Genomic DNA, 21,129 nt, shown 5'->3' on the forward strand with positions numbered 1-21,129 from the left:
TATTCTAGGATTTTCAGGACGACGATGAAAATTCAAACAGTAGATAGTCAATAATGCGTAGTCCATGATAAACTAAATATAGATATGGGTGCAGAATAGCAGGTCTTTTCTAGATTAGAATTTGACGCTGCGGGCTTTGGAATACTGGATGCTGTTCGTGAACGTGAAACGATTTTAACGTTCAGTTACGTCCAGATTTTATGAATGCCGGTGTTTATTCAGGCTTAAAGGAGAGAAATAAATTGCGGAATTACTTGGAACTGCTGGAGGATATATTGGAGAATGGAGTGAAAAAAGAGGACCGTACAGGGACGGGAACACTTTCTGTTTTCGGAAGACAGCTCCGCTTTGATCTGGCCAAGGGTTTTCCCTTGATGACAACTAAAAGAGTACATTTAAAATCCGTCATCCATGAGTTGCTGTGGTTCTTACGGGGAGATACTAACATTTCTTACCTCAAAGAGAACGGGGTTACCATATGGGATGAATGGGCAGACGAGCAGGGGAATCTGGGACCTGTGTATGGCTCACAATGGCGTGCGTGGGAAACAACAGACGGACAACATATCGATCAGATTGCGAATGTCATTGAAGCGATTAAAAACAACCCGGATTCCCGCCGACATATCGTCAGTGCCTGGAATGTGGGTGAAATCGATTCAATGAAGCTCCCGCCATGCCATTTTGTATTTCAGTTTTATGTGGCCGGAGGGAAGCTTTCCTGCATGCTGACCATGCGTTCAGTCGACACCTTCCTTGGCCTTCCTTTTAATATCGCTAGTTATGCATTGCTAACGCATATGGTTGCACAGCAGTGTGGTTTGGAGCCGGGTGAATTCATTTGGTCAGGCGGCGATGTGCATATTTATTCAAATCATATGCAACAAGTGCATACGCAGCTGGAGCGTAATCCTTATCCACTGCCTCAGCTCAAAATCCTTCGTAAACCGGATTCGATATTTGATTATACGTACGAGGACTTTGCTTTTGAGAATTACGAATATCATCCGGGTATCAAGGCGCCAGTCGCTATCTGATTTGGGGGAGCTGTGAGTTATGAGCATTACGATGATATGGGCTATGGCACAAAACGGCGTCATTGGCCGGGATAACAGTCTCCCTTGGCGCCTGCCGAGAGATATGGCATTTTTCAAGGAGCAGACGATCGGAAAAACCGTACTCATGGGGCGTAAGACATGGGAATCCTTTGGCGGAAAAAGCCTACCTAAGCGGCGTAACGTTATTTTGACCCGTGATCAGAGCTATCTGGCAGAGGGCGCAGAAGTGATCCATTCTCTGGAGGAAGGTCTCCAATTGGCTGCGCAGGAAGAACTGATGATCATCGGCGGCGCGGAGATTTATTCACTGTTCTGGACACATGCTGATCGGCTAATCGTCACCAGGATTGATGAGAATTTCGAGGGAGATACGACTTTTCCTGAGCTGGATTGGAACGGCTGGAATGTAGTCAGTGAGACTCCCGGTGTCAAGGATGAAAGAAACCCTTACGACTACCGTTTTGTCGTTTACGAGAGGACGAAGTAAGATTGGGATACATTTGACCTCGCTCATTTGAAAAATTAATGAACCATATAAAAAATCCTTTTGGCTGTTGATGCAGAAAGTTGCATAAGTTTTCATTACTTTTGCGCTGTATTGTGATACAATAAATCAAATTCAACGAGAATAGACCCTTTCATGATACAAACAGACAAATTCGAATTTAGCTCAAATTCTGAATGGATGAACGGGGTTCATAAGCGAAGAGATGGGGGAACGTATCATGTCTACACCAACTGGATTTATGGAATACACACGACAGCTTCCTACAGACCGGGATCCGGCAGAGCGTATTAAGGATTGGGAAGAATTCCATAAGCATATGTCCGAAGAAGAGCTGCGTACCCAAGGGGCACGTTGTATGGACTGCGGAACTCCTTATTGTCATACGGGAATGGACATTATGGGGGCGACTTTGGGCTGCCCGGTTCATAATCTTATTCCGGAATGGAACAATCTCGTATATCGTGGTTTGTGGAAGGAAGCACTGGATCGGCTACACAAAACAAATAATTTCCCTGAATTTACTGGGCGTGTCTGTCCTGCTCCTTGTGAAGGTTCCTGTACGGTCGGCTTGATCGGGCAATCTGTTACGATTAAGACGATTGAGGAAGCTATTATCGAAAAAGGCTTTGAGGAAGGCTGGGTTGTCCCTAATCCGCCTGAAAAGCGTACAGGCAGACGGGTAGCTATTGTCGGCTCGGGTCCCGCAGGATTGGCTGCTGCTGCGCAGCTAAACAAAGCAGGACACAGTGTAACCGTGTATGAGCGTGCGGATCGTGTTGGCGGGCTGCTGATGTATGGCATCCCTTCCATGAAGCTGGACAAAAAGGTTGTTCAGCGTCGTGTGGATTTACTGGAGGCAGAGGGCATTCAATTCATTACGAATACAGAGATCGGAAAGGATATTCCTACCGATCAGCTGATTGCTGAGTATGATGCGGTTGTACTGTGCGGTGGCTCTACGAAGCCGAGAGAATTCAACATTGAAGGTAGCGATTTGAATGGCGTTCATTATGCAATGGATTATTTGAATGGTACCATCAAGAGCTACCTGGATTCCAACCTGGAAGATGGCAACTATTTGTCCTCTCAGGGTAAGGATGTTATTGTGATCGGTGGTGGTGATACAGGTTCGGATTGTGTAGCTACTTCTTTACGTCATGGCTGTCGAAGCGTCACTCAATTTGGCACACATGCCAAAGCTCCTTTGGAGCGTGACCCCATTGCCAATCCTTGGCCACAATTTCCAAATGTGTACTCTCTCGATTATGCACAGCAGGAAGCGAAGGCGATATTCGGGGAAGATCCGCGTGAGTTTTCCATCATGACAACGAAGTTTGTAGGTGATGAGAACGGTAATTTGAAAGAGCTGCACACGATTCAAATTCAGCGTATTGTCGATGAAACGGGGCGTAAAATCTATCAGCCGGTTCCGGGTACCGAGCGTATATTCCCGGCACAGATTGCTCTCATTGCTATTGGATTCGACGGTCCTGAACAAACGATTGTGGAGCAAATTGGTTTGGAAACTGATCGTCGTTCCAACGTTAAAGCACGTTACGGGAAATATGTTACGAATGTAGATAAGGTTTTTGCTGCTGGTGATATGCGCCGCGGGCAAAGCCTTGTTGTATGGGCCATTAATGAAGGTCGGGAAGCCGCACGTGAGGTCGATAAATACCTGATGGGCGCTACCGTTTTGGTGTAAATATAAGTTATATATTAGTTATCCAGTCAAAGCTCCATCCTCGGATGGGGCTTTGTTGCGTTTAAAGGACTAGCGTGTTCAGGGTTGCAGAATGCGAATAAATAACCATAGACTTACGAGATTTTTCTAAAACATAATTTTGTTATCATTGTATGTAAAGTGTTGTGAAATTAATGTTATATAATGTGACTTTAAGAAGTTTTTCAAATCGTTACGTCTGTTTTATACAGCGATCATAACATAAAAACAGGAGTAAAGTGTAGCTTTTTTATTAAATAATAAAATTATTTTGCGGAAATAATCAAAAATAGGTTTTTAAATGTTATATATAATTACATAAATATAACTCGCGCAGTTATGGGGAGTGATTTTAGATGAAAATTCATTTGAATCATCCTTCAAGGCTCTTTTACATAGACTTTTAGATAATGACAGTAACTACTATCGTTACAAGGTTTCGTAAATCAACACCTGAGAGAATGATGGTATCTATGGTATAATACACATATATTGTTGGAGTGCTAGACCAAGTGAATGGACAAAGGAGCTTTCGCCGGGAGAAGGCTCCTTTTGCATGAGGCCCTGCCTGTATTTCATTTACCTTTCGTTTATTACGTGTGAGTCAGGGAAGGAAAGCAGAAGGCCGTCAGGAAGGAATGGAATATGAATGAAGACGTTAATTATTGCTGAAAAACCGGATATGGGACGCACTATTGCGGCTGTTATGGAGCCTAGGGCCAAAAATAACCGTACCTATCTGGAGGGGGAGAAATACATTGTAACTTGGGCGATCGGTCATTTGCTGGGTCTCGCTGAGCCGGATGCATACGATGCCAAGTACAAACGCTGGAATATTAAAGATCTTCCCATTATCCCCGAGCAGTTTAAAATTGTACCGAATCCGAAAACAAAAGATCAGCTGAAAATAATTGGTGAGCTGGCCAAACGCTGTAATGCAATCGTGAATGCTTGTGATGCGGGACGAGAGGGGCAATATATTTTTGCCTTGATTCAGCAGCAGTTGAAGCTGCGTCAGCCGGTCAAGCGACTATGGATCTCAGATTTAACGGCGGAGAGTATTGCGGCAGGCTTTGAACGCTTGCGAGATGCATCGGAGTTTGAATTTCTAACTCAGGCTGCGCGGGCACGAAGTGAAGCAGACTGGTTGATCGGTATGAATGCTTCCAGAGCCTTTACAACACGGCATAACGCGTTATTGTCGGTCGGACGGGTGCAGACTCCTGTACTGGCATTGATTCATGACCGGGAAAAGGAAATTGAGGCGTTTCAGTCTCAAACCTTTTACGACGTGTGGGCAGAGTTTAAGCAAGATCAGACCAAGTATAAAGGTGCGTGGCAGGGAGATCGGTTGACCAAGCCGGAAGAAGCTGAGGCGATAGCAGCGGCAGTTCGCGGAAAAACAGGTGAAATCACAAAATATGATACGAAGCAGACGAAGGAATATCCTTTCAAGCTGTACGATTTGACACTGCTTCAGCGTGAGGCCAATGCCAAGTATAGTTATTCAGCCAAAAAAACGCTGGATGTGGCACAAGCGCTCTATGAGCGGCATAAGGTCATTTCCTATCCGCGTACCAATTCCAACTATGTAACGGAGCAAAATATAGACGGCATGCACAAGGCGCTTCGTATGCTGGGCACAGGTCCTTATGCTGATCTGGTACAGCAAGCGAACCCCAATTTGGTCCATAAACAGAATAAAGCTGTCTGCAATCCCTCCCGTGTTGAGGATCACCATGCTATATTGCCGACGCTGAAAAGACCGGGAACGCTCAGCAAGGAGGAGCAAAATGTATATGACCTGATCATCCGCAGGTTTTTGTCACATTTCTTCCCGCCTGCCGAGTATAAGATGCATACCGTGATGACCCAAGTGGACAAGCATCTGTTCAAAACAAGTATTAAGGAGCTTCTGTCCTTGGGCTGGAAAGTAGTTCTGAGCAAGGCTGATCAGGATAAAGGCAAAAAGAGCAAAGCACCGAAGAAAGAGGAAGAAGAGGAAACAGACGAATGGACGGACAAAAAGTTTGAGATTGATGCAGGCCGTCTGGTAGATTGTATTCGCGCCGAGATGAAAGAGAAGGCAACACAGCCGCCTAAAAGCTACACAGAGGGCACATTGCTTAAAGCAATGGAGAGCGCAGGCAAGCAGATGGAGAACGAGGAATTGCGTGAGGTCATGAAGGATGCTGGATTAGGTACGCCTGCGACACGTGCCGCCACCATTGAACGATTGAAGAAGGTCGGCTACATTGAAATGAAAGGCAAAAAGATTCTCATTACGGATAAGGGGAAAATGGCAATTGACCTGATCCGCAACGCGGGGGTCGACCTGCTTGCCTCGCCGGAGATGACAGGACAATGGGAACGCCGTCTGCATCAAATTTCCAAGGGAGAAGCTGCCCAGGAGAAGTTTATGGATAACGTTAAAAAGTTTACGTTATCCATCATTGACAAGGTGAGACAGCAACCACCGGCTCCAGCAAACGCTTTTGGCGAGGAAGCGAGGGGCAAGCGTTCGGCTGGTAAAGAAAACGCCCGCAGTGCAGGTGCGAGTGTACGCACAGCTGCCAAAGGGACGCGCGTTCCGTCAGGACGCGGCAGCAGTGCTGGAAGCGCAACGCTGGAGCGTACCGCGGGTGCGGCAGGTTCAGCCGCAGGCGCTTCGCCGAGCCGACGGGAAGCTCTGGGTAGCTGCCCACGCTCCAATTGCAGCGGAAGCATTATTGAAGGCCGCAAGGGGTACGGGTGCAGCCACTACAAGCAGGGCTGCGGCTTTGTCGTCTGGAAGGAATACGCTGGCAAGCAGATTACGGAAACGATGCTCAAGTCTCTGTTGACGAAGGGACAGACACAGTTGCTATCTTTTAAGCGTAAAGATGGATCGACCGTCAAAGCAAGAATTGTTCTGAATGAACCAGGCACTGGGCAACTTAGTGTTCGTGAGGAAAACTGATACAGGTACAGAGTATGATTTTCGACAGATTGAAAAAGCAGGCCTTTTTCAGCTGTCATTAGATGATTTCTGAATTCATCAGGAGTCATCTTTTTTTATATTCCGCACCCTAAAATTCCCCATAAGAGTTGCGTGAATAACATTTTATTAAACTTTTGTCAGCTTGCAACCGATAGAATAAATAAGGGTTATGCAAAAGTATTTTTTTAAGGTAATTTATAAAGCGAATTCTATGCGTAGTGTTCAAAAAAACTTCCCTTAGCAGATTGTGCAAATCAGGAAGTAAAGTTGTGTTATGTGTTTTAAAGCGTGAACGCAATCGTTTCATATGAAAACTTTTTTACAGGAGATGATGGAAGGATCGTGGAAGAGAAAATGGTAAATGTAGCAGGCTCACTGCAATTACGCAAGCTGGGCAACTCGGATTTAAAGCTGTCACCGCTTGGGCTTGGGTGCTGGCAGTTCAGCAATGGAAAAGGGATAGTCGGGAAATTCTGGCCGGTGCTGCGGCGGGAGGATATACGGCAAATCGTTCATACCAGTTTAGAAGGTGGAATTAATTGGTTTGATACCGCTGAAGTATACGGTGGCGGACAGTCTGAGCAGCTACTGGCCGGCACGTTGAATGAGATCGGAGGACCGCTCGCGGAACAGGCGAATATCGCTACGAAATGGTGGCCGGCTTTTCGCACCGCAGGCAGTATCACAGCAACGATTGATGAACGTATTCGCTATTTGGATCAACGAACGATTCACCTTTATCAGGTGCATTCGCCCTACTCCTTTGCTTCAGTCGGCTCCGTGATGAATGCGATGGCTAAATTGGTCGAGCAAGAAAAGATTAAATATGTGGGCGTAAGCAACTTTTCCGCGCAACAAATACGTGAAGCCGATCGTGTGCTGCGTGAGCACGGCCTTCGCCTAGTTTCGAATCAAGTAAAATACAGCCTACTCGACCGGAGAATCGAACAGAACGGAATTCTGGACACGGCCAAAGAGCTGGGCGTGGCGATCATCGCATACTCTCCATTAATGCAGGGGATCTTAAGTGGGAAATTCCATAAAAATCCTTCTCTGGTCAAGTCGATCAAGGGTCCGCGCAAGTGGGCGGCGGCATTCCGTGATTCGGGGCTGCGGAGATCGAAACCGCTGATTGAAACACTGGAACAGTTGGCTCAACAATATAACGTGACGCCAACGCAGATTGCCCTGAATTGGCTGATTAACGCTCACGGAGAGAACGTATTTGCGATACCTGGGGCTTCAAAAGTGCATCATGCCGAGGAAAATGTGAAGGCGATGCAGTTTACCTTGACAGCCGGTGAGATTGAGATGGTCAGCCACGTTTCCAACCAGGTGCTGAGATCGAAGTAATTGTGGCTAAAACACTGGAATATTTCGTTGGGTAATGAGCTTCGCCAGTACGCTGTCTAACACCGCCATGACTAGGGTGATATCGTCCATGTGCGCTCCTTGACGCCTGGTTGACACGGATGCTTCGCTCGCAGGCAGAAGAAGGGCATACTTCTTCCTTGTTAAAGGTTAGGCGCGACATTTCTTGTAAGGACATTCTTTTTTTCGGCGTGACTATGCGCTATGACTGGCCCTTGGATATATCCTCCGCAGTTACACTCCAACTGTCAGTCACTCCTCGTGTACACTCACGTCGCTATTTTCGGCAAAACATCGAATGCGAGAAAAGCTTTGGAACGTCATTTTGTCGTAATCTCATAGAATATCGCATGTGAAAACATAAATATTAAAAATTTAGAACTAATTGACAAAATAAGATATTTTTCATATGATACAATTAATTTTATTAATTTCATATATGTACCAATATTAAGGTGTATACTAGGCGGATCACAAATCTATCATTTAAAAAAAGCTAAGCCGCTAAGTTGTGCAGGTTAGTATCTCTGAATCTTGGGAGGGGGGGATGAGAGAATTAAGTAAAATGAACTGGGGTTGTCGGACGACAGGAATTTAGTAGATCGCTCTAATATATCAATCAGCATCTAACAACGTATTGTAAATATTCATAAAGGTAAAACGTTTCGGAAATTCAAGGTCAGCTCCTACCGAATGTAGGAGGAAGAAGCATAAGATCATGCTCAAGAGATGTAAAAAATATACTTATTTATTTCCCGTTAATCGTAAACACCTCGAAAGTGGTGGACACAAAGCCATGGGTCTAAAGCTGGATTAAACAGCCATGATTGCCAGGTTGCCGAAGGAAACCGGGCGAAGTCTGCTGTCTGTTCCTGTGCTTTTTATATGGGAACAGGCTTCTTTTATTTGTAGCGGGAAATGATTGGGCATGCAGAGTAGAACGCATGAAATGATTAACAACAGGAGGGGATTTTATGCAAACGAGCGTAATAAGTGTCAAGGAGTATCCGTTAAGTTCCTATCAGAAAGATATATGGTTCGAACAGTGCATGTACCCTGAAAAGCCCATTTACAATATCGGTGGGTATGTTGAGGTTAAAGGAAACCTGAATACAGCTATCATTAGGCAGTCCATGCAGTTGTTAATCAGACAAAATGATTCTCTGAGTGCCCGTTTTATTGATAAAAAGGGAGAGCCTTATTTAACATTTTTGCCGGAAGCTGACTATGAAGTTCCGTTTCATGATTTTTCGGTGAAGGAAAATCCAAATTCTTTTTGCATCAACTGGATGAAAAAAGAATTTTTAAAACCTTTTCAACCAGAGGACTTCTATTTTCAATTTGTTTTGTTGAAAGGTGCTCCGAACACATACTTCATTTTACTTAAAGTTCATCATTTGGTGATCGATGGCTGGGGATTTGCTCTCTTAATTAGTCAACTGTTTGACAATTACAATAAATTGGCGCAAGGAATTGGCGAAATGAACAGAACGGTCTATTCCTATGCTGATTTTATTTCCGATAATCAGAATTATCTGAATTCTCCGGCCTTTTTAAAAGACAGGGCGTTCTGGCAGAACAAATATCTGACCATTCCCGAGCCTCTGTTGAGCAGAGGCATGGATATCGATGATGGTGACGGCGATTCCGTTTGGAGTGATCGACGAACCTTAACGATAAACAAGGCATTATACAATCAAATGATTGAATTTTGCAAAGAGGAAGGTTGCTCGTCGTTCCATTATTTTTTAGGCATACTGTTCCTGTATTTCAGCAAGATTTGCAATCGGAACGAAATGGTGATCGGCGTCCCGGTTTTTAATCGGAGCAAAGCGAAGTATAAGCAGACTATGGGACATTTCGCCAACGTGCTGCCGCTGCGGATCAGCCCTGAGAAAGATATAAGCTTCAAAGAATTGATTAAGAGCATCAAACGTGAGCTTATGCAATGCTATCGACATCAGAAAATGTCTTTTGGTGAAATTTACCGGGCGGTTTACGAGAATAGCAATGAGAAAGGCAAACTGTTTGATATATCGCTTTCTTTCGAAGAACAGGAAACGAGAGAAGCATTGATCGGAGCAGCAAGCCGAATTGTAAGTATGCCGCATCATCATGAAAGAAATGCACTCAATCTTCTGATATGGGGACAAGAAGGTGAAGCGGATGTAGCCGTTAATTTTGACTATCAGATACAGGCTTTTGAAAGATTCATCTCCATCGAGAACGTTATCTCCCACTTTGAATATTTATTTACTCAAGTCATGGAGCAAAGTGAAACGCTTATTTCGCAATCGAAATCGTGCCAGAGGAAGAAAGGAGTACGCTAGTTCGTAGTTTTAACCGCACGGAGGCAGAATATCCGAAGGATCACACGATCCACGGACTGTTTGAGGAACGAGCGGAGCAAAGAGCAGATCACCCGGCTTTGGTCTGGGGAGAGCAAACGCTGACCTACCGGGAGCTGAACGAGCAGGCGAATCAGCTGGCTACAGTCTTGAGAGAGCGGGGAGTGAAGCCGGATGATATCGTCGCCATCATGGCGGAGCGTTCCATGGAAATGGTCATAGGCATTCTGGGAACACTCAAAGCGGGCGGAGCCTATTTGCCGATAGATCCGAATTATCCGGAGGAACGGATTCACTATATGCTGGAGGACAGCGGCGCGTCCATTCTACTGACGCATCAGCATCTCCGGGACAAGCTCACTTATCACGGGGCGATTATCGATTTGGATGACGAAAGTCTGAAGCATACAGAGCTGGACCGTGCCAATCTGGAGCCTGTTAACAAGCCGGAGGATTTGGCCTATATCATTTATACCTCGGGATCTACGGGGAAACCCCAAAGGGGTCATGGTAGAACATCGGGGAATCATCAACCTCCGGCAATTCTTCCAGGAACAATGGGATGTGGACGGATCGGACCGGATGTTGCAGTTTGCCAGCAGCTCGTTTGACGCCTCGGTCTGGGAAATGTTCACGATTTTGCTGGGAGGCGGAACGCTGTATCTGGTTTCGCGGGATATTATTAATAATCTTAACGAATTTGCACGCTTCATGAGCGAAAACCAAATTACGATTGCGCTGCTTCCGCCTACTTATCTGGCAGGGATTGAGCCGGACAGGCTGCCGACGCTGAAAAAACTGGTGACAGGCGGATCAGCGATTACCAAAGAGCTGGTCACGCGGTGGAAAGACAGGGTGGAATATATGAACGCCTATGGTCCGAGCGAATCGAGCGTAATTGCAACCACGTGGACGTACCGGGAAGAGGATATGGGGTATCCGTCGGTACCGATTGGTAAACCAATTGCCAATACTCGAATTTACATTATGGATACACATCAAAAGCTGTTGCCGCTGGGAGCAGCCGGGGAAATGTGCATTGCGGGAGACGGATTGGCCAAGGGGGTATCTGCATCGGCCGGAGCTCACGGCGGAGAAGTTTGTGGCGAACCCTTACGAAGCTGGAGAGAAGCTGTACCGGACAGGTGATCTGGTGCGCTGGCTGCCGGACGGGACTATCGAATTTTTGGGAAGAATCGATGATCAGGTGAAAATTCGGGGCTTTCGCATTGAGCTGGGGGAAATCGAAGCACAGTTGCAAAAGCATCCGCTGGTTCGGGAAGTGGCGGTGATCGCCAGGGAAGACAAGCAAGGCGAGAAGTATCTGGCGGCGTATTTTACAGCAGAGGGTGAACCGGGAGCAGATGAGCTGCGGGAACAGCTTATGCAGGAGCTGCCGGATTATATGGTGCCGTCCAGCTTTATGCAGCTGGAAGACATGCCGATGAGTCCGAGTGGAAAAATTGACCGGAAGGCATTGCCCGAGCCTAATCTGAGCGTGGATGCAACAGAGGAATATGCGGCACCGAGAGACAAAATAGAGGAGATATTGGCTGAAATATGGGAAAAAGTCCTGAAAGTCGAACGGGTAGGCATTAAGGATCACTTTCTGAATCTGGGGGGAGATTCTATTAAAGCCATCCAGATCGTGTCCAAGCTTCACGATTATAAGCTAAAGCTGCAACTGAAGGATCTTTTTGACCATCCTGTGATTGAACAATTGAGTGCCTATGTACAATCTGTCGAACATACAGCTTTTCAAGGAATGGTAACAGGGGAAATCATGCTCACCCCCATCCAAAGCTGGTTTTTTGAGCAGCCTTTTGCAGCAAAGCATCACTTCAACCAGTCCGTTCTGTTACATAGGAAACAGGGGTTTGACGAAAGGATGTTAAGAAAAGTGTTCGATCGCTTGGTGGAACACCATGATGCTTTGCGTATTGTAGTGCGTGAGAAGGCTGGACAGGTGGTTCTGTTCAACCGGGGTATGGAAGGCGCGCTATATTCGCTGGAGGTAAAGGATTTTACAAATGATGATATATATGATAGCTCCGTAAAGGAAGAAGCCGTCCAGCTTCAGTCCCGCATGGATTTAGAATGTGGGCCTCTGCTGCAAGCGGGCTTGTTCAAAACTAGAGACGGTGACTATCTGTGCGTAAGTATTCACCACCTGGTGGTTGACGGGATTTCTTGGCGGATTCTTTTTGAGGATATTTCCACAGGATACCGACAGGCGGAGAAGGGAGAAGAAGTCACATTCAGAGGGAAAACGGACTCTTTCCTGGCATGGTCTGAACAACTTTATACGTATGCCAGCAGCGGGGAGCTTCTGCAAGAAATCACATACTGGTCCGCGCTGGAGCAGAATGAAATCAAGCCTATTCCCAAGGATCATTCCGTTCATGGCAGAACATATATGGATAGCGATCAACTCGAAATCGAGCTGGATGAAGTCCAAACCGCCAAGCTGCTTAGAGAAGTGAATAAGGCTTACAATACTGAAATCAACGATGTTCTTTTGACGGCATTGGGAGAGGCTATTCGGGAATGGACAGGAGAAGACAAGGTGCTTGTTAACCTGGAAGGGCACGGACGCGAAGAAATCATTCAGGATATGGATATCAGCAGAACCGTAGGCTGGTTTACCGCCCAATACCCTGTGATTTTGGATATGGCAGGCGATAAGGACGTGCCTTCCCGGCTTAAAGCTGTCAAAGAAAGCCTCCGGCGCATTCCGCAAAAAGGCATCGGCTACGGTATTTTAAAATACCAGACGTTCCCTCGGGACGAGGAAATCTTAAGGTTTAATTTGCGGCCTGAGATCAGCTTCAACTACCTGGGGCAGTTTGACGAGGATATCGATACCGACATATTTACCATCTCCGATGTTCTTACTGATGAGACGGTTTCACCCGACATGCAAAGACCTTACTGCTTGGACATTAACGGAAGGGTGACTGATGGAAAGCTGCGGCTGAGTTTCGCCTATCACAAGCACGAATATGAAAAGGCCACGCTGATTACAGTGGCGGAAGGCTTTAAGCGCAATCTGGAGCAAATTATCGAGCATTGTGCATCACAGGAATATACGGAACTGACAGCCAGTGATGTAAGTTCCAGCAACATTACGACGGCGGAGGTAGAAGTGGTATACCGCGCGATGGGGGACTCTAAGCCCAATATCGCGGATATTTATACACTGACCCCTATGCAGTCGGGAATGCTCTACCACTTCCTCAGGGAGCAAAACTCGCACGCGTATTTTGAACAAGCCGTGATCAGCCTGAAGGGCGAAATCGATAGAAGCTTGTTTGAGCGTGCTTTCCAGCAGGTGATTCAAAGACATGATATTTTGCGGACCGCCTTTGTTTATGAAAAGGTGGAAAAACCGGTTCAGGTCGTTTTAAAGGACAGGCCTGCTGAAATGTTTTTCGAGTATATTTCCTTCTTAACAGAGGAAGAGAAAGAAAACTATCTCCAAGCCTATTTGGACAAGGATAGAGAAAAGGGCTTTGACCTCACCCGGGAGCCGCTGATCAGATTTGCCTTGATTAGAATGAATGCCGACAGCTATCGCTTCATTTTGAGTTTTCATCATATCATCATGGATGGATGGTGTCTTGGCATTGTATTTAAAGAGCTGCTGGAAATTTACAGTACGCTTCATAAAGGAAGCATACCGCAATTAAGCACGGTGTATCCTTATCGTCAATATATCCAGTGGCTGGAACAAAGGGATGACCGGGAGACGGGAGCTTATTGGGAAAATTATCTGACAGAGTACGAACAGCCAGCGCTGTTGCCTAAAATCAAAAGTGGTATAGCTAATCCGGGATATATTCAGGAAGAATACGATTTTATGATAAATAGGGAAATGAAGGCGAGTTTGGAGAGAATGGCAAGAGAAAGCGGCGCCACGTTAAGTACGGTGATACAGGCCGTATGGGGAATCCTGCTGCAACGGTACAACAATACCCAGGATGTGGTGTTCGGAACGGTTGTCTCGGGAAGACCGGCAGAAATTCAAGGCGTTGAACAGATGGTAGGGCTGTTTATCAATACGATTCCTGTCAGAGTCCGGGTAGAAAAGGAAGAAAGTTTCTCGGCCCTGGTTGCCAAACTGCAGCAGGAGGCATGGCTATCTGAGCGGCATCACTATTATCCGCTGGCGGAAATTCAGTCTAGGACCGCCCATGGAGGCGGATTGGTGCAAAACCTGCTGGCCTTTGAAAACTATCCGATAGAGGAAGCTGTCAAAGGACAGGGCGACCACGGAACAGATTTGAGGGTACTGTCCACGAAGGTCTCCGAACAGACAAATTTTGATTTTAATTTCATTGTTGTGCCTGAGAACGATTTGCAGATCAAATTCCGCTACAATAGCTTGGCCTATGACAGAGGCTTTATGGAGCGGGTAGCCGGGCAGATTAAAATGATTATCCGTGAAATCGTCCGTTCTCCAAAGATGAGGATCGAAGATATCGAAATCGTGCCAGTGGAAGAAAGGAGTACGCTAGTTCGTAGTTTTAACCGCACGGAGGCAGAATATCCGAAGGATCACACGATCCACGGACTGTTTGAGGAACGAGCGGAGCAAAGAGCAGATCACCCGGCTTTGGTCTGGGGAGAGCAAACGCTGACCTACCGGGAGCTGAACGAGCAGGCGAATCAGCTGGCTACAGTCTTGAGAGAGCGGGGAGTGAAGCCGGATGATATCGTCGCCATCATGGCGGAGCGTTCCATGGAAATGGTCATAGGCATTCTGGGAACACTCAAAGCGGGCGGAGCCTATTTGCCGATAGATCCGAATTATCCGGAGGAACGGATTCACTATATGCTGGAGGACAGCGGCGCGTCCATTCTACTGACGCATCAGCATCTCCGGGACAAGCTCACTTATCACGGGGCGATTATCGATTTGGATGACGAAAGTCTGAAGCATACAGAGCTGGACCGTGCCAATCTGGAGCCTGTTAACAAGCCGGAGGATTTGGCCTATATCATTTATACCTCGGGATCTACGGGGGAAACCCAAAGGGGGTCATGGGTAGAACATCGGGGGAATCATCAACCTCCGGCAATTCTTCCAGGAACAATGGGATGTGGACGGATCGGACCGGATGTTGCAGTTTGCCAGCAGCTCGTTTGACGCCTCGGTCTGGGAAATGTTCACGATTTTGCTGGGAGGCGGAACGCTGTATCTGGTTTCGCGGGATATTATTAATAATCTTAACGAATTTGCACGCTTCATGAGCGAAAACCAAATTACGATTGCGCTGCTTCCGCCTACTTATCTGGCAGGGATTGAGCCGGACAGGCTGCCGACGCTGAAAAAACTGGTGACAGGCGGATCAGCGATTACCAAAGAGCTGGTCACGCGGTGGAAAGACAGGGTGGAATATATGAACGCCTATGGTCCGAGCGAATCGAGCGTAATTGCAACCACGTGGACGTACCGGGAAGAGGATATGGGGTATCCGTCGGTACCGATTGGTAAACCAATTGCCAATACTCGAATTTACATTATGGATACACATCAAAAGCTGTTGCCGCTGGGAGCAGCCGGGGAAATGTGCATTGCGGGAGACGGATTGGCCAGGGGGTATCTGCATCGGCCGGAGCTCACGGCGGAGAAGTTTGTGGTGAACCCTTACGAAGCTGGAGAGAAGCTGTACCGGACAGGTGATCTGGTGCGCTGGCTGCCGGACGGGACTATCGAATTTTTGGGAAGAATCGATGATCAGGTGAAGATACGGGGCTTCCGCATCGAGCTGGGGGAAATCGAAGCACAGTTGCAAAAGCATCCGCTGGTTCGGGAAGTGGCGGTGATCGCCAGGGAAGACAAGCAAGGCGAGAAGTATCTGGCGGCGTATTTTACAGCAGAGGGCGAACCGGGAGCTGATGAGCTACGGGAACAGCTTATGCAGGAGCTGCCGGATTATATGGTGCCGTCCAGCTTTATGCAGCTGGATGACATGCCGATGACTCCGAGCGGAAAAATTGACCGGAAAGCATTACCCGAGCCTGAATGGCAGGGAAGCGACCACACAGTCAGCAGCCCAAGAAATGACGTTGATTTGAAAATCCAGAAGGTATGGCAGGAGATTCTCGGCATGGAGTCGATCGGAATTGATGAACATTTCTTTAGACTGGGCGGCAATTCGATCAAGGCGATTCAGGTGGTTTCGAGGCTGGCGCTGGATTTTGAGGTGGGCATTAACGACATCTTTCAATATCCGACGATTCGAGCCTTGGGGGATAACATTAAGTACTCCAAAGACAGATTAAAACAATTCGTGTTCGCCTTACGGGAAGCGGCAGCTTCCGGGGAAAACGGCGTATCTAGTGTTGTCTGGAAAATGCGCGAGAGTCTGAAAGAATACCGGAAGAAAAATCAGGGTTATGAAAACATCGATCTTTCTGAACGGGCTGACTACCGTAATATTCTGCTGGTAGGAGGAACGGGGTATCTGGGAATCCATATCTTGTTTCAACTGTTGCAAAATACAGAATATAAGGTGTATGTACCTGTTCGGGGAACGAGTGACGGTGAGGCGATGGAAAGACTGTGGGCGAAGCTGAAGTTCCATTTTGGCCTTGAGCTTGATGGGGAGAATGCCTGGGAAGACAGAGTGTGCGTGTTTTGTGGAGATTTAACCCAGGACTGCTTTGGGCTGAGCCGGGAGCGCTATGAGGATTTGGCCGGAAGCATTGATGCGATCATTAACTCGGCGGCAAATGTGAAGCATTTTGGGCATTACTCGGAATTTCAGGCGGTCAATGTGGAAGGGAACGAAAGACTGATCAAATTTGCTGGTACAGGGAAGAAAAAGACCTACAATTTCGTTTCCACCACCAGCGTAGGTAGCGGCTGGATAGAAGACCAGAGCAGCATCATGTTCACTGAATATGATTGCAATGTCGAACAAAGCTCTGATAACTATTATGTTATGACGAAGCTCGAAGCTGAGAAAGAGATTGTAAGGGCAAGGCAACAAGGTCTTGATTCCAATGTGTTCAGGGTCGGGAACCTCGTGTTTGATTCCAATTCGGGGATCTTCCAGGAAAATATTTCGGATAATGCATTTTATTCGTTGGTGAAGTCGATGATCACACTTGGCCGATTACCCGCAATTCAAGATAAAACCATGAACTTCTCCTTTGTGGATGAGGTGGCCAAGGCAGTTGTACTCCTGTTCGACCGGAAAAATCTAATCAATGAAACCTATCATCTGTTTAACAGCCATCAGGTTAGTATGATATCTTTTGCCAAGCTTTTAAAGCAGGCGGATATAAATGTAAAGTCGATGCCAGTGGAGGATTTTACCGAATACATGTTTGAAAAATACGATGAACCAGAGACAGAGCAGGAGATTGCACGGATTCTTGTTCATTCCAACGTCTTCTTTGAGGGAGCAAGCAAAACGTTGTTCATGACGATGAACAAGAAGACTGACGGTATTTTGCAGGCGCTGGGGTTTGAGTGGTCCAGGCTGGACGGTCAAAAAGTGAAGCTGATGATGGATCATGTCAAAAAAGTAGGGTTTATGTAAAAGAATAGAAGGGAAGGAAGGGGAAAAATGGATGCGATTAAATTGGCAAGCACTTACTTTTTCGGAACTGAAGATTATATTTTATCCAACAGCATGATCGCAACGGTTACTTTTAAAAGAAGAATCGACACTGAAAAATTGTTTTCCAGCTACCGCTCGCTCATTATGGACAATCCTTTGCTGCAAGCCAAAAGAGTGGAACAATTCGAAAAAGACACGTTTGTATGGGGGCGTTTTTCTCAGGAAGAGCTGGAACATTTTCTGGAAGCTGAAAAGGTGAAGCTTTCCCAATATTTTACGGAGGAGGAGGTATTGGCTCAGTACAGCCCGACCAATGCCAGACTTCCGTTTCGTATTTACCCTATAAATGAATATACAATGATATTTGCGATGAACCATGCCGTGGCTAATGGGCTGAGCTTGGTTTTCTGGATCAAAAGATGGCTGGAATATTATTCAGGCGAGCCTGAGGCAAAGTCGGAAAAAAAGGCAGTGGACGGTGCCACCTTCAGAGGCAGACTGCTGTATATGAAAAAAAGAGTTTGCGCTTTTTTATGGATGCCGGTTTTTGCTATAGGCTTTATGTCCAGGCTGATGGGGAAAGCGGCAAGTGCTGACGGGACCGTCGATTTGAGCTACGGCAGAAGGCCGGAGAAGGGAGGCGGTTATGTCAAAAAATCGTACTGCTTCAGCAAAGAAAAGACGGGTGATATTTTGCGACGATGCCGGAGCAAAAAAATGACATTGACCGAATACATCTGTTACCAAACGACCCAGGGATTACTGAACCATGCTCCCGGGAAGCGGCGCGTGTTTATTTCCATGCCCATGGATTTGCAGCTACTGCTGAACTATTCACCGGAGACCATGCATGGCAATTATGTCGCAAGTCTTCCGATGCAATTTTTTCGGGACGGGAATTTGGAAAAGCAGGTGAAATCCGCATTCAAATGGTTCAAAAGGGGGGTTCCCCATGCGCTGTCGCTCTTTTTTGCTTCGTTTTCCAGTTCATATCGAAAATATAAACAACAGTGCCTTGAATTGTGTATGAAAACGATGCCTGAAAGATTCCCCCTGTGGAATTTTTCCATCACTTTGTCCAATCTGGGAATTATATCGGATCCAATTATAGAAGAATGGGTGGATACCATCTATTTCTCCATCAAAAACCAGTCCTTACTGCTCACGACGTCTACGCTTTCGGGACGTTTAATGATGGAGGTCAGTGTATTGGAGAATCTTTACGATTCGGAAGAAGTCTTTGGTCTTTTTGACCGGATTTTATCCGTGGAACATTTATTGAATGGTTATACCCCTGTCAAGTAGATAAGTGAAAATAGACTAAGCAGCCAGCGCGTGCCAATACTTAATCGGCGCGCGCTGTTTGAGTCTGACTGGAATCACTGAAATCGTTGGTAGTTATAAAAGTAAAAAATCCCCTCCAAGTTCTCTCTATCCTCATGATACCATGTGGACTTTTTTGAGTATCTACTTAAAGGGGATATTAGTTGGTGCTCTCTAGCCAAGGGTCTTTTTTTGTTGATGCAATTGAATGCTTTCGTGTATCACTCGTGGTACTTCTGTTAGCTTCTGTATCGTATACATCACGGAGTTAACGTTTTTTTGCAGCTCAACCATATTGTAAACCCATTCTTTGGGCTGCTTGAGATACACGGCATGAATGCCTGCCGCAAGGGCGGGAGATACATCGGTGCGCAGGGAGTTTCCAATCATCCAGGTGATGCTTCGGTCAAAGCGGTTCATCTGAATAATTTCCTCCAGAGCCTCGACATTTTTATGCTGGCGAATGTAGATGCGATCATCAAAATAGTTAGCCAGCTTCATCTGTTCAATCTTCTTTTCCTGAATGACCTGCTCACCGCCGGTGTAGAGATGCAGGGAATGTCCGGCTTTTTGGAGCGAGTTTAACGTTTCGACCATCCCGGGATACGGTTCAATTTCCTGCTCGTACACACTTCGGCCAAGCGAGCGAAGCTCCTGCTCTTCCCGAGGATCTGTACGACGTCCAAATTGCTCCGCGAAAAAGTGGTACGTATCAATCAAGGACTGTGGAAAATGCTCGCTGGCAAAGCCCACCTGATGAACACCAGCCACATCAATTTCGATCTGTTTTTCACGAATTGTATTTTTCGTCAAGTCATGGGCTGCAAACCATTCCTGAAGCAAATCGAAAAAGTGGTTGAGAATAAGGTCGAAATACTTGTTGCAGTGGACCAAAGTGTCATCAAGATCGAATAAAATGTGCTGCTTCGGATACGACATGTTGCATACTCCTTCCAAGCCAATGCTTTAACGATGTTCGGTTATAACGGAGGGCACATTTCAAATTACAGTCCGATATAGGATTCCAAAAATACCTGTAAATCAGCCGCTCCGTCGGGGCGAATGCTGAATTTTTCCTTGTGATAACGTCCAATGTGGATACGGAGCAGGCCAGCTACTCGCAAAATCATCATATCAGACATGAGCGTGTCTTCCAATCGGCTTAAATCATGACGCATATCTTCGAGAGATTTAGGGCCTTGAGCCACGTAACGCAGAATCCGCAGACGTTGCGGGTCATTAACTGCCCGAGTCAGCCGAAGCAGGAGTGTAGGCGGTTCTTCCTCGCTTTCTTCGGGAACGTCTACCGGATACTGGATCAGCAGCATACGGGTATAAAAACAGTACGAATTGATCGGACGGTTATGGACGACTGGAAAAAGAACAACTGTATCCAAATCTTCCATATGAGGCACGATCAGTCCGGCTGTGGCGTATTCAACCAATGCTTCCGGTTCCATTTTGTTCAGAAGCATACGTTTTTCTGCAGCGTCTTCCTCTGCCAGCACACGCAGTTCGCTTTCCATTGCCCGGAAGTAGTCCCGGTCCCATAATTTGAGAAGAGGAGCGTACACTTTGCGAATGCGCAAAGATTCTTCAAAGGTTAAAAAAGGAACATGCGGAACAATCAGCTCGAACATATCTTCATCCGGGCCGTGGTCCAAATAAGCGATATAATCGGATATTTCATCCGATTCCGGTCGAAGCAAAGCCCAAACATAAAGCGCGTCATAATCGCTAAAAGGGCAATCCTGCGTTGTAGCCAGCTCAGTGCGAACTTCGTATTGTAGCCGTGCATCCACTTTGTCGATCCACTCGTGGCCGAGGTCCATGTCGTGTACCCATTTTTTGGTTACATAGGCCATAAAGCTGCCGAGTAATTCGTAAATTGGAGAAGTGTCTATTTTAATTTGATAACTCATGGAATCAAATGCCTCCTATTCTGTCTTCGAGCCCAGAGCGGTGAACGTAATTAAGCCCGTCCATAAGCAAAACATGAGCATTTTGAAATTGCTCACTCATTTATTATGGCTTGTTCTGCTGGGCATTGTCCACTATAATATAAAATAGTGCGCTGTGACGTGATTGAGTTCGGATTGAACATACAAGGCTCCCTAACGATGCGGAGTCGGTTACATATCAGACAGACTTTCCGTAAAATCGTCATCTCAGATGGCGATTTTTTTCATCTTTTCTTTTATGTACAAAAAATGCAGAAATTCGCATGTATTCTGGCTGTGTTTG

The 21,129-nt window shown here is 46.4% G+C and carries 13 protein-coding genes and 1 riboswitch; of the genes, 11 read left to right on the forward strand and 2 right to left on the reverse strand.

Annotated elements, in window-relative coordinates:
• The first annotated feature begins 242 nt into the window (after positions 1-242).
• The 11 genes from thyA (at position 243) to HPL003_RS19730 (ending at position 18,867) form a co-directional block, all read left to right on the forward strand.
• Positions 243-1,037, forward strand: a complete 795-nt coding sequence (gene thyA / locus HPL003_RS19690; RefSeq protein WP_014281495.1) for a thymidylate synthase — start codon at positions 243-245, stop codon at positions 1,035-1,037.
• Positions 1,038-1,056: 19 nt separating this feature from the next.
• Positions 1,057-1,545, forward strand: a complete 489-nt coding sequence (locus HPL003_RS19695; RefSeq protein WP_014281496.1) for a dihydrofolate reductase — start codon at positions 1,057-1,059, stop codon at positions 1,543-1,545.
• Positions 1,546-1,783: 238 nt separating this feature from the next.
• Positions 1,784-3,271: a glutamate synthase subunit beta gene (locus HPL003_RS19700; protein ID WP_014281497.1), complete on the forward strand. Its 1,488-nt coding sequence runs from the start codon at positions 1,784-1,786 to the stop codon at positions 3,269-3,271.
• A 667-nt stretch (positions 3,272-3,938) separates the two neighbouring features.
• Positions 3,939-6,248 carry a type IA DNA topoisomerase gene (locus HPL003_RS19705; protein WP_014281498.1) on the forward strand — a complete coding sequence of 770 codons (2,310 nt, stop codon included), beginning with the start codon at positions 3,939-3,941 and terminating at the stop codon, positions 6,246-6,248.
• Between the two features lie 363 nt (positions 6,249-6,611).
• Positions 6,612-7,622: an aldo/keto reductase gene (locus tag HPL003_RS19710; RefSeq protein ID WP_014281499.1), complete on the forward strand. Its 1,011-nt coding sequence runs from the start codon at positions 6,612-6,614 to the stop codon at positions 7,620-7,622.
• Between the two features lie 771 nt (positions 7,623-8,393).
• A riboswitch (cyclic di-GMP riboswitch) is annotated at positions 8,394-8,483 on the forward strand.
• 131 nt (positions 8,484-8,614) lie between these two features.
• Complete coding sequence (locus HPL003_RS29470; RefSeq protein ID WP_014281502.1) at positions 8,615-9,970, forward strand: condensation domain-containing protein; 1,356 nt, start codon at positions 8,615-8,617, stop codon at positions 9,968-9,970.
• Positions 9,943-10,599 carry an AMP-binding protein gene (locus HPL003_RS30240; RefSeq protein WP_014281503.1) on the forward strand — a complete coding sequence of 219 codons (657 nt, stop codon included), beginning with the start codon at positions 9,943-9,945 and terminating at the stop codon, positions 10,597-10,599. The genes HPL003_RS29470 and HPL003_RS30240 overlap by 28 nt, the downstream gene beginning before the upstream one ends.
• Positions 10,496-11,137, forward strand: coding sequence for an AMP-binding protein (locus HPL003_RS30245; protein ID WP_274378182.1), 642 nt, complete (start codon positions 10,496-10,498; stop codon positions 11,135-11,137). Before HPL003_RS30240 ends, HPL003_RS30245 begins: the two co-directional genes overlap by 104 nt.
• Positions 11,091-15,137, forward strand: coding sequence for a condensation domain-containing protein (locus tag HPL003_RS29485; protein WP_052310822.1), 4,047 nt, complete (start codon positions 11,091-11,093; stop codon positions 15,135-15,137). Before HPL003_RS30245 ends, HPL003_RS29485 begins: the two co-directional genes overlap by 47 nt.
• A complete protein-coding gene (locus HPL003_RS30250) occupies positions 15,091-17,541 on the forward strand; it encodes an SDR family oxidoreductase (RefSeq protein ID WP_043922454.1) in 2,451 nt (816 codons plus the stop codon). Before HPL003_RS29485 ends, HPL003_RS30250 begins: the two co-directional genes overlap by 47 nt.
• Before the next feature lie 27 nt (positions 17,542-17,568).
• Positions 17,569-18,867 (forward strand): hypothetical protein, encoded by a 1,299-nt coding sequence (locus tag HPL003_RS19730; protein ID WP_014281505.1) that lies wholly within the window; start codon positions 17,569-17,571, stop codon positions 18,865-18,867.
• A gap of 192 nt (positions 18,868-19,059) precedes the next feature.
• Here HPL003_RS19730 and HPL003_RS19735 read toward each other — a convergent pair whose 3' ends face one another.
• Both HPL003_RS19735 and HPL003_RS19740 read right to left on the reverse strand, forming a co-directional pair.
• Complete coding sequence (locus tag HPL003_RS19735) at positions 19,060-19,824, reverse strand: HAD family hydrolase (protein ID WP_014281506.1); 765 nt, start codon at positions 19,822-19,824, stop codon at positions 19,060-19,062.
• A gap of 65 nt (positions 19,825-19,889) precedes the next feature.
• A complete protein-coding gene (locus HPL003_RS19740) occupies positions 19,890-20,807 on the reverse strand; it encodes a hypothetical protein (RefSeq protein WP_014281507.1) in 918 nt (305 codons plus the stop codon).
• Positions 20,808-21,129 lie beyond the last annotated feature (322 nt).

The sequence above is a fragment of the Paenibacillus terrae HPL-003 genome (assembly GCF_000235585.1).
Lineage (GTDB): Bacteria > Bacillota > Bacilli > Paenibacillales > Paenibacillaceae > Paenibacillus > Paenibacillus terrae_B.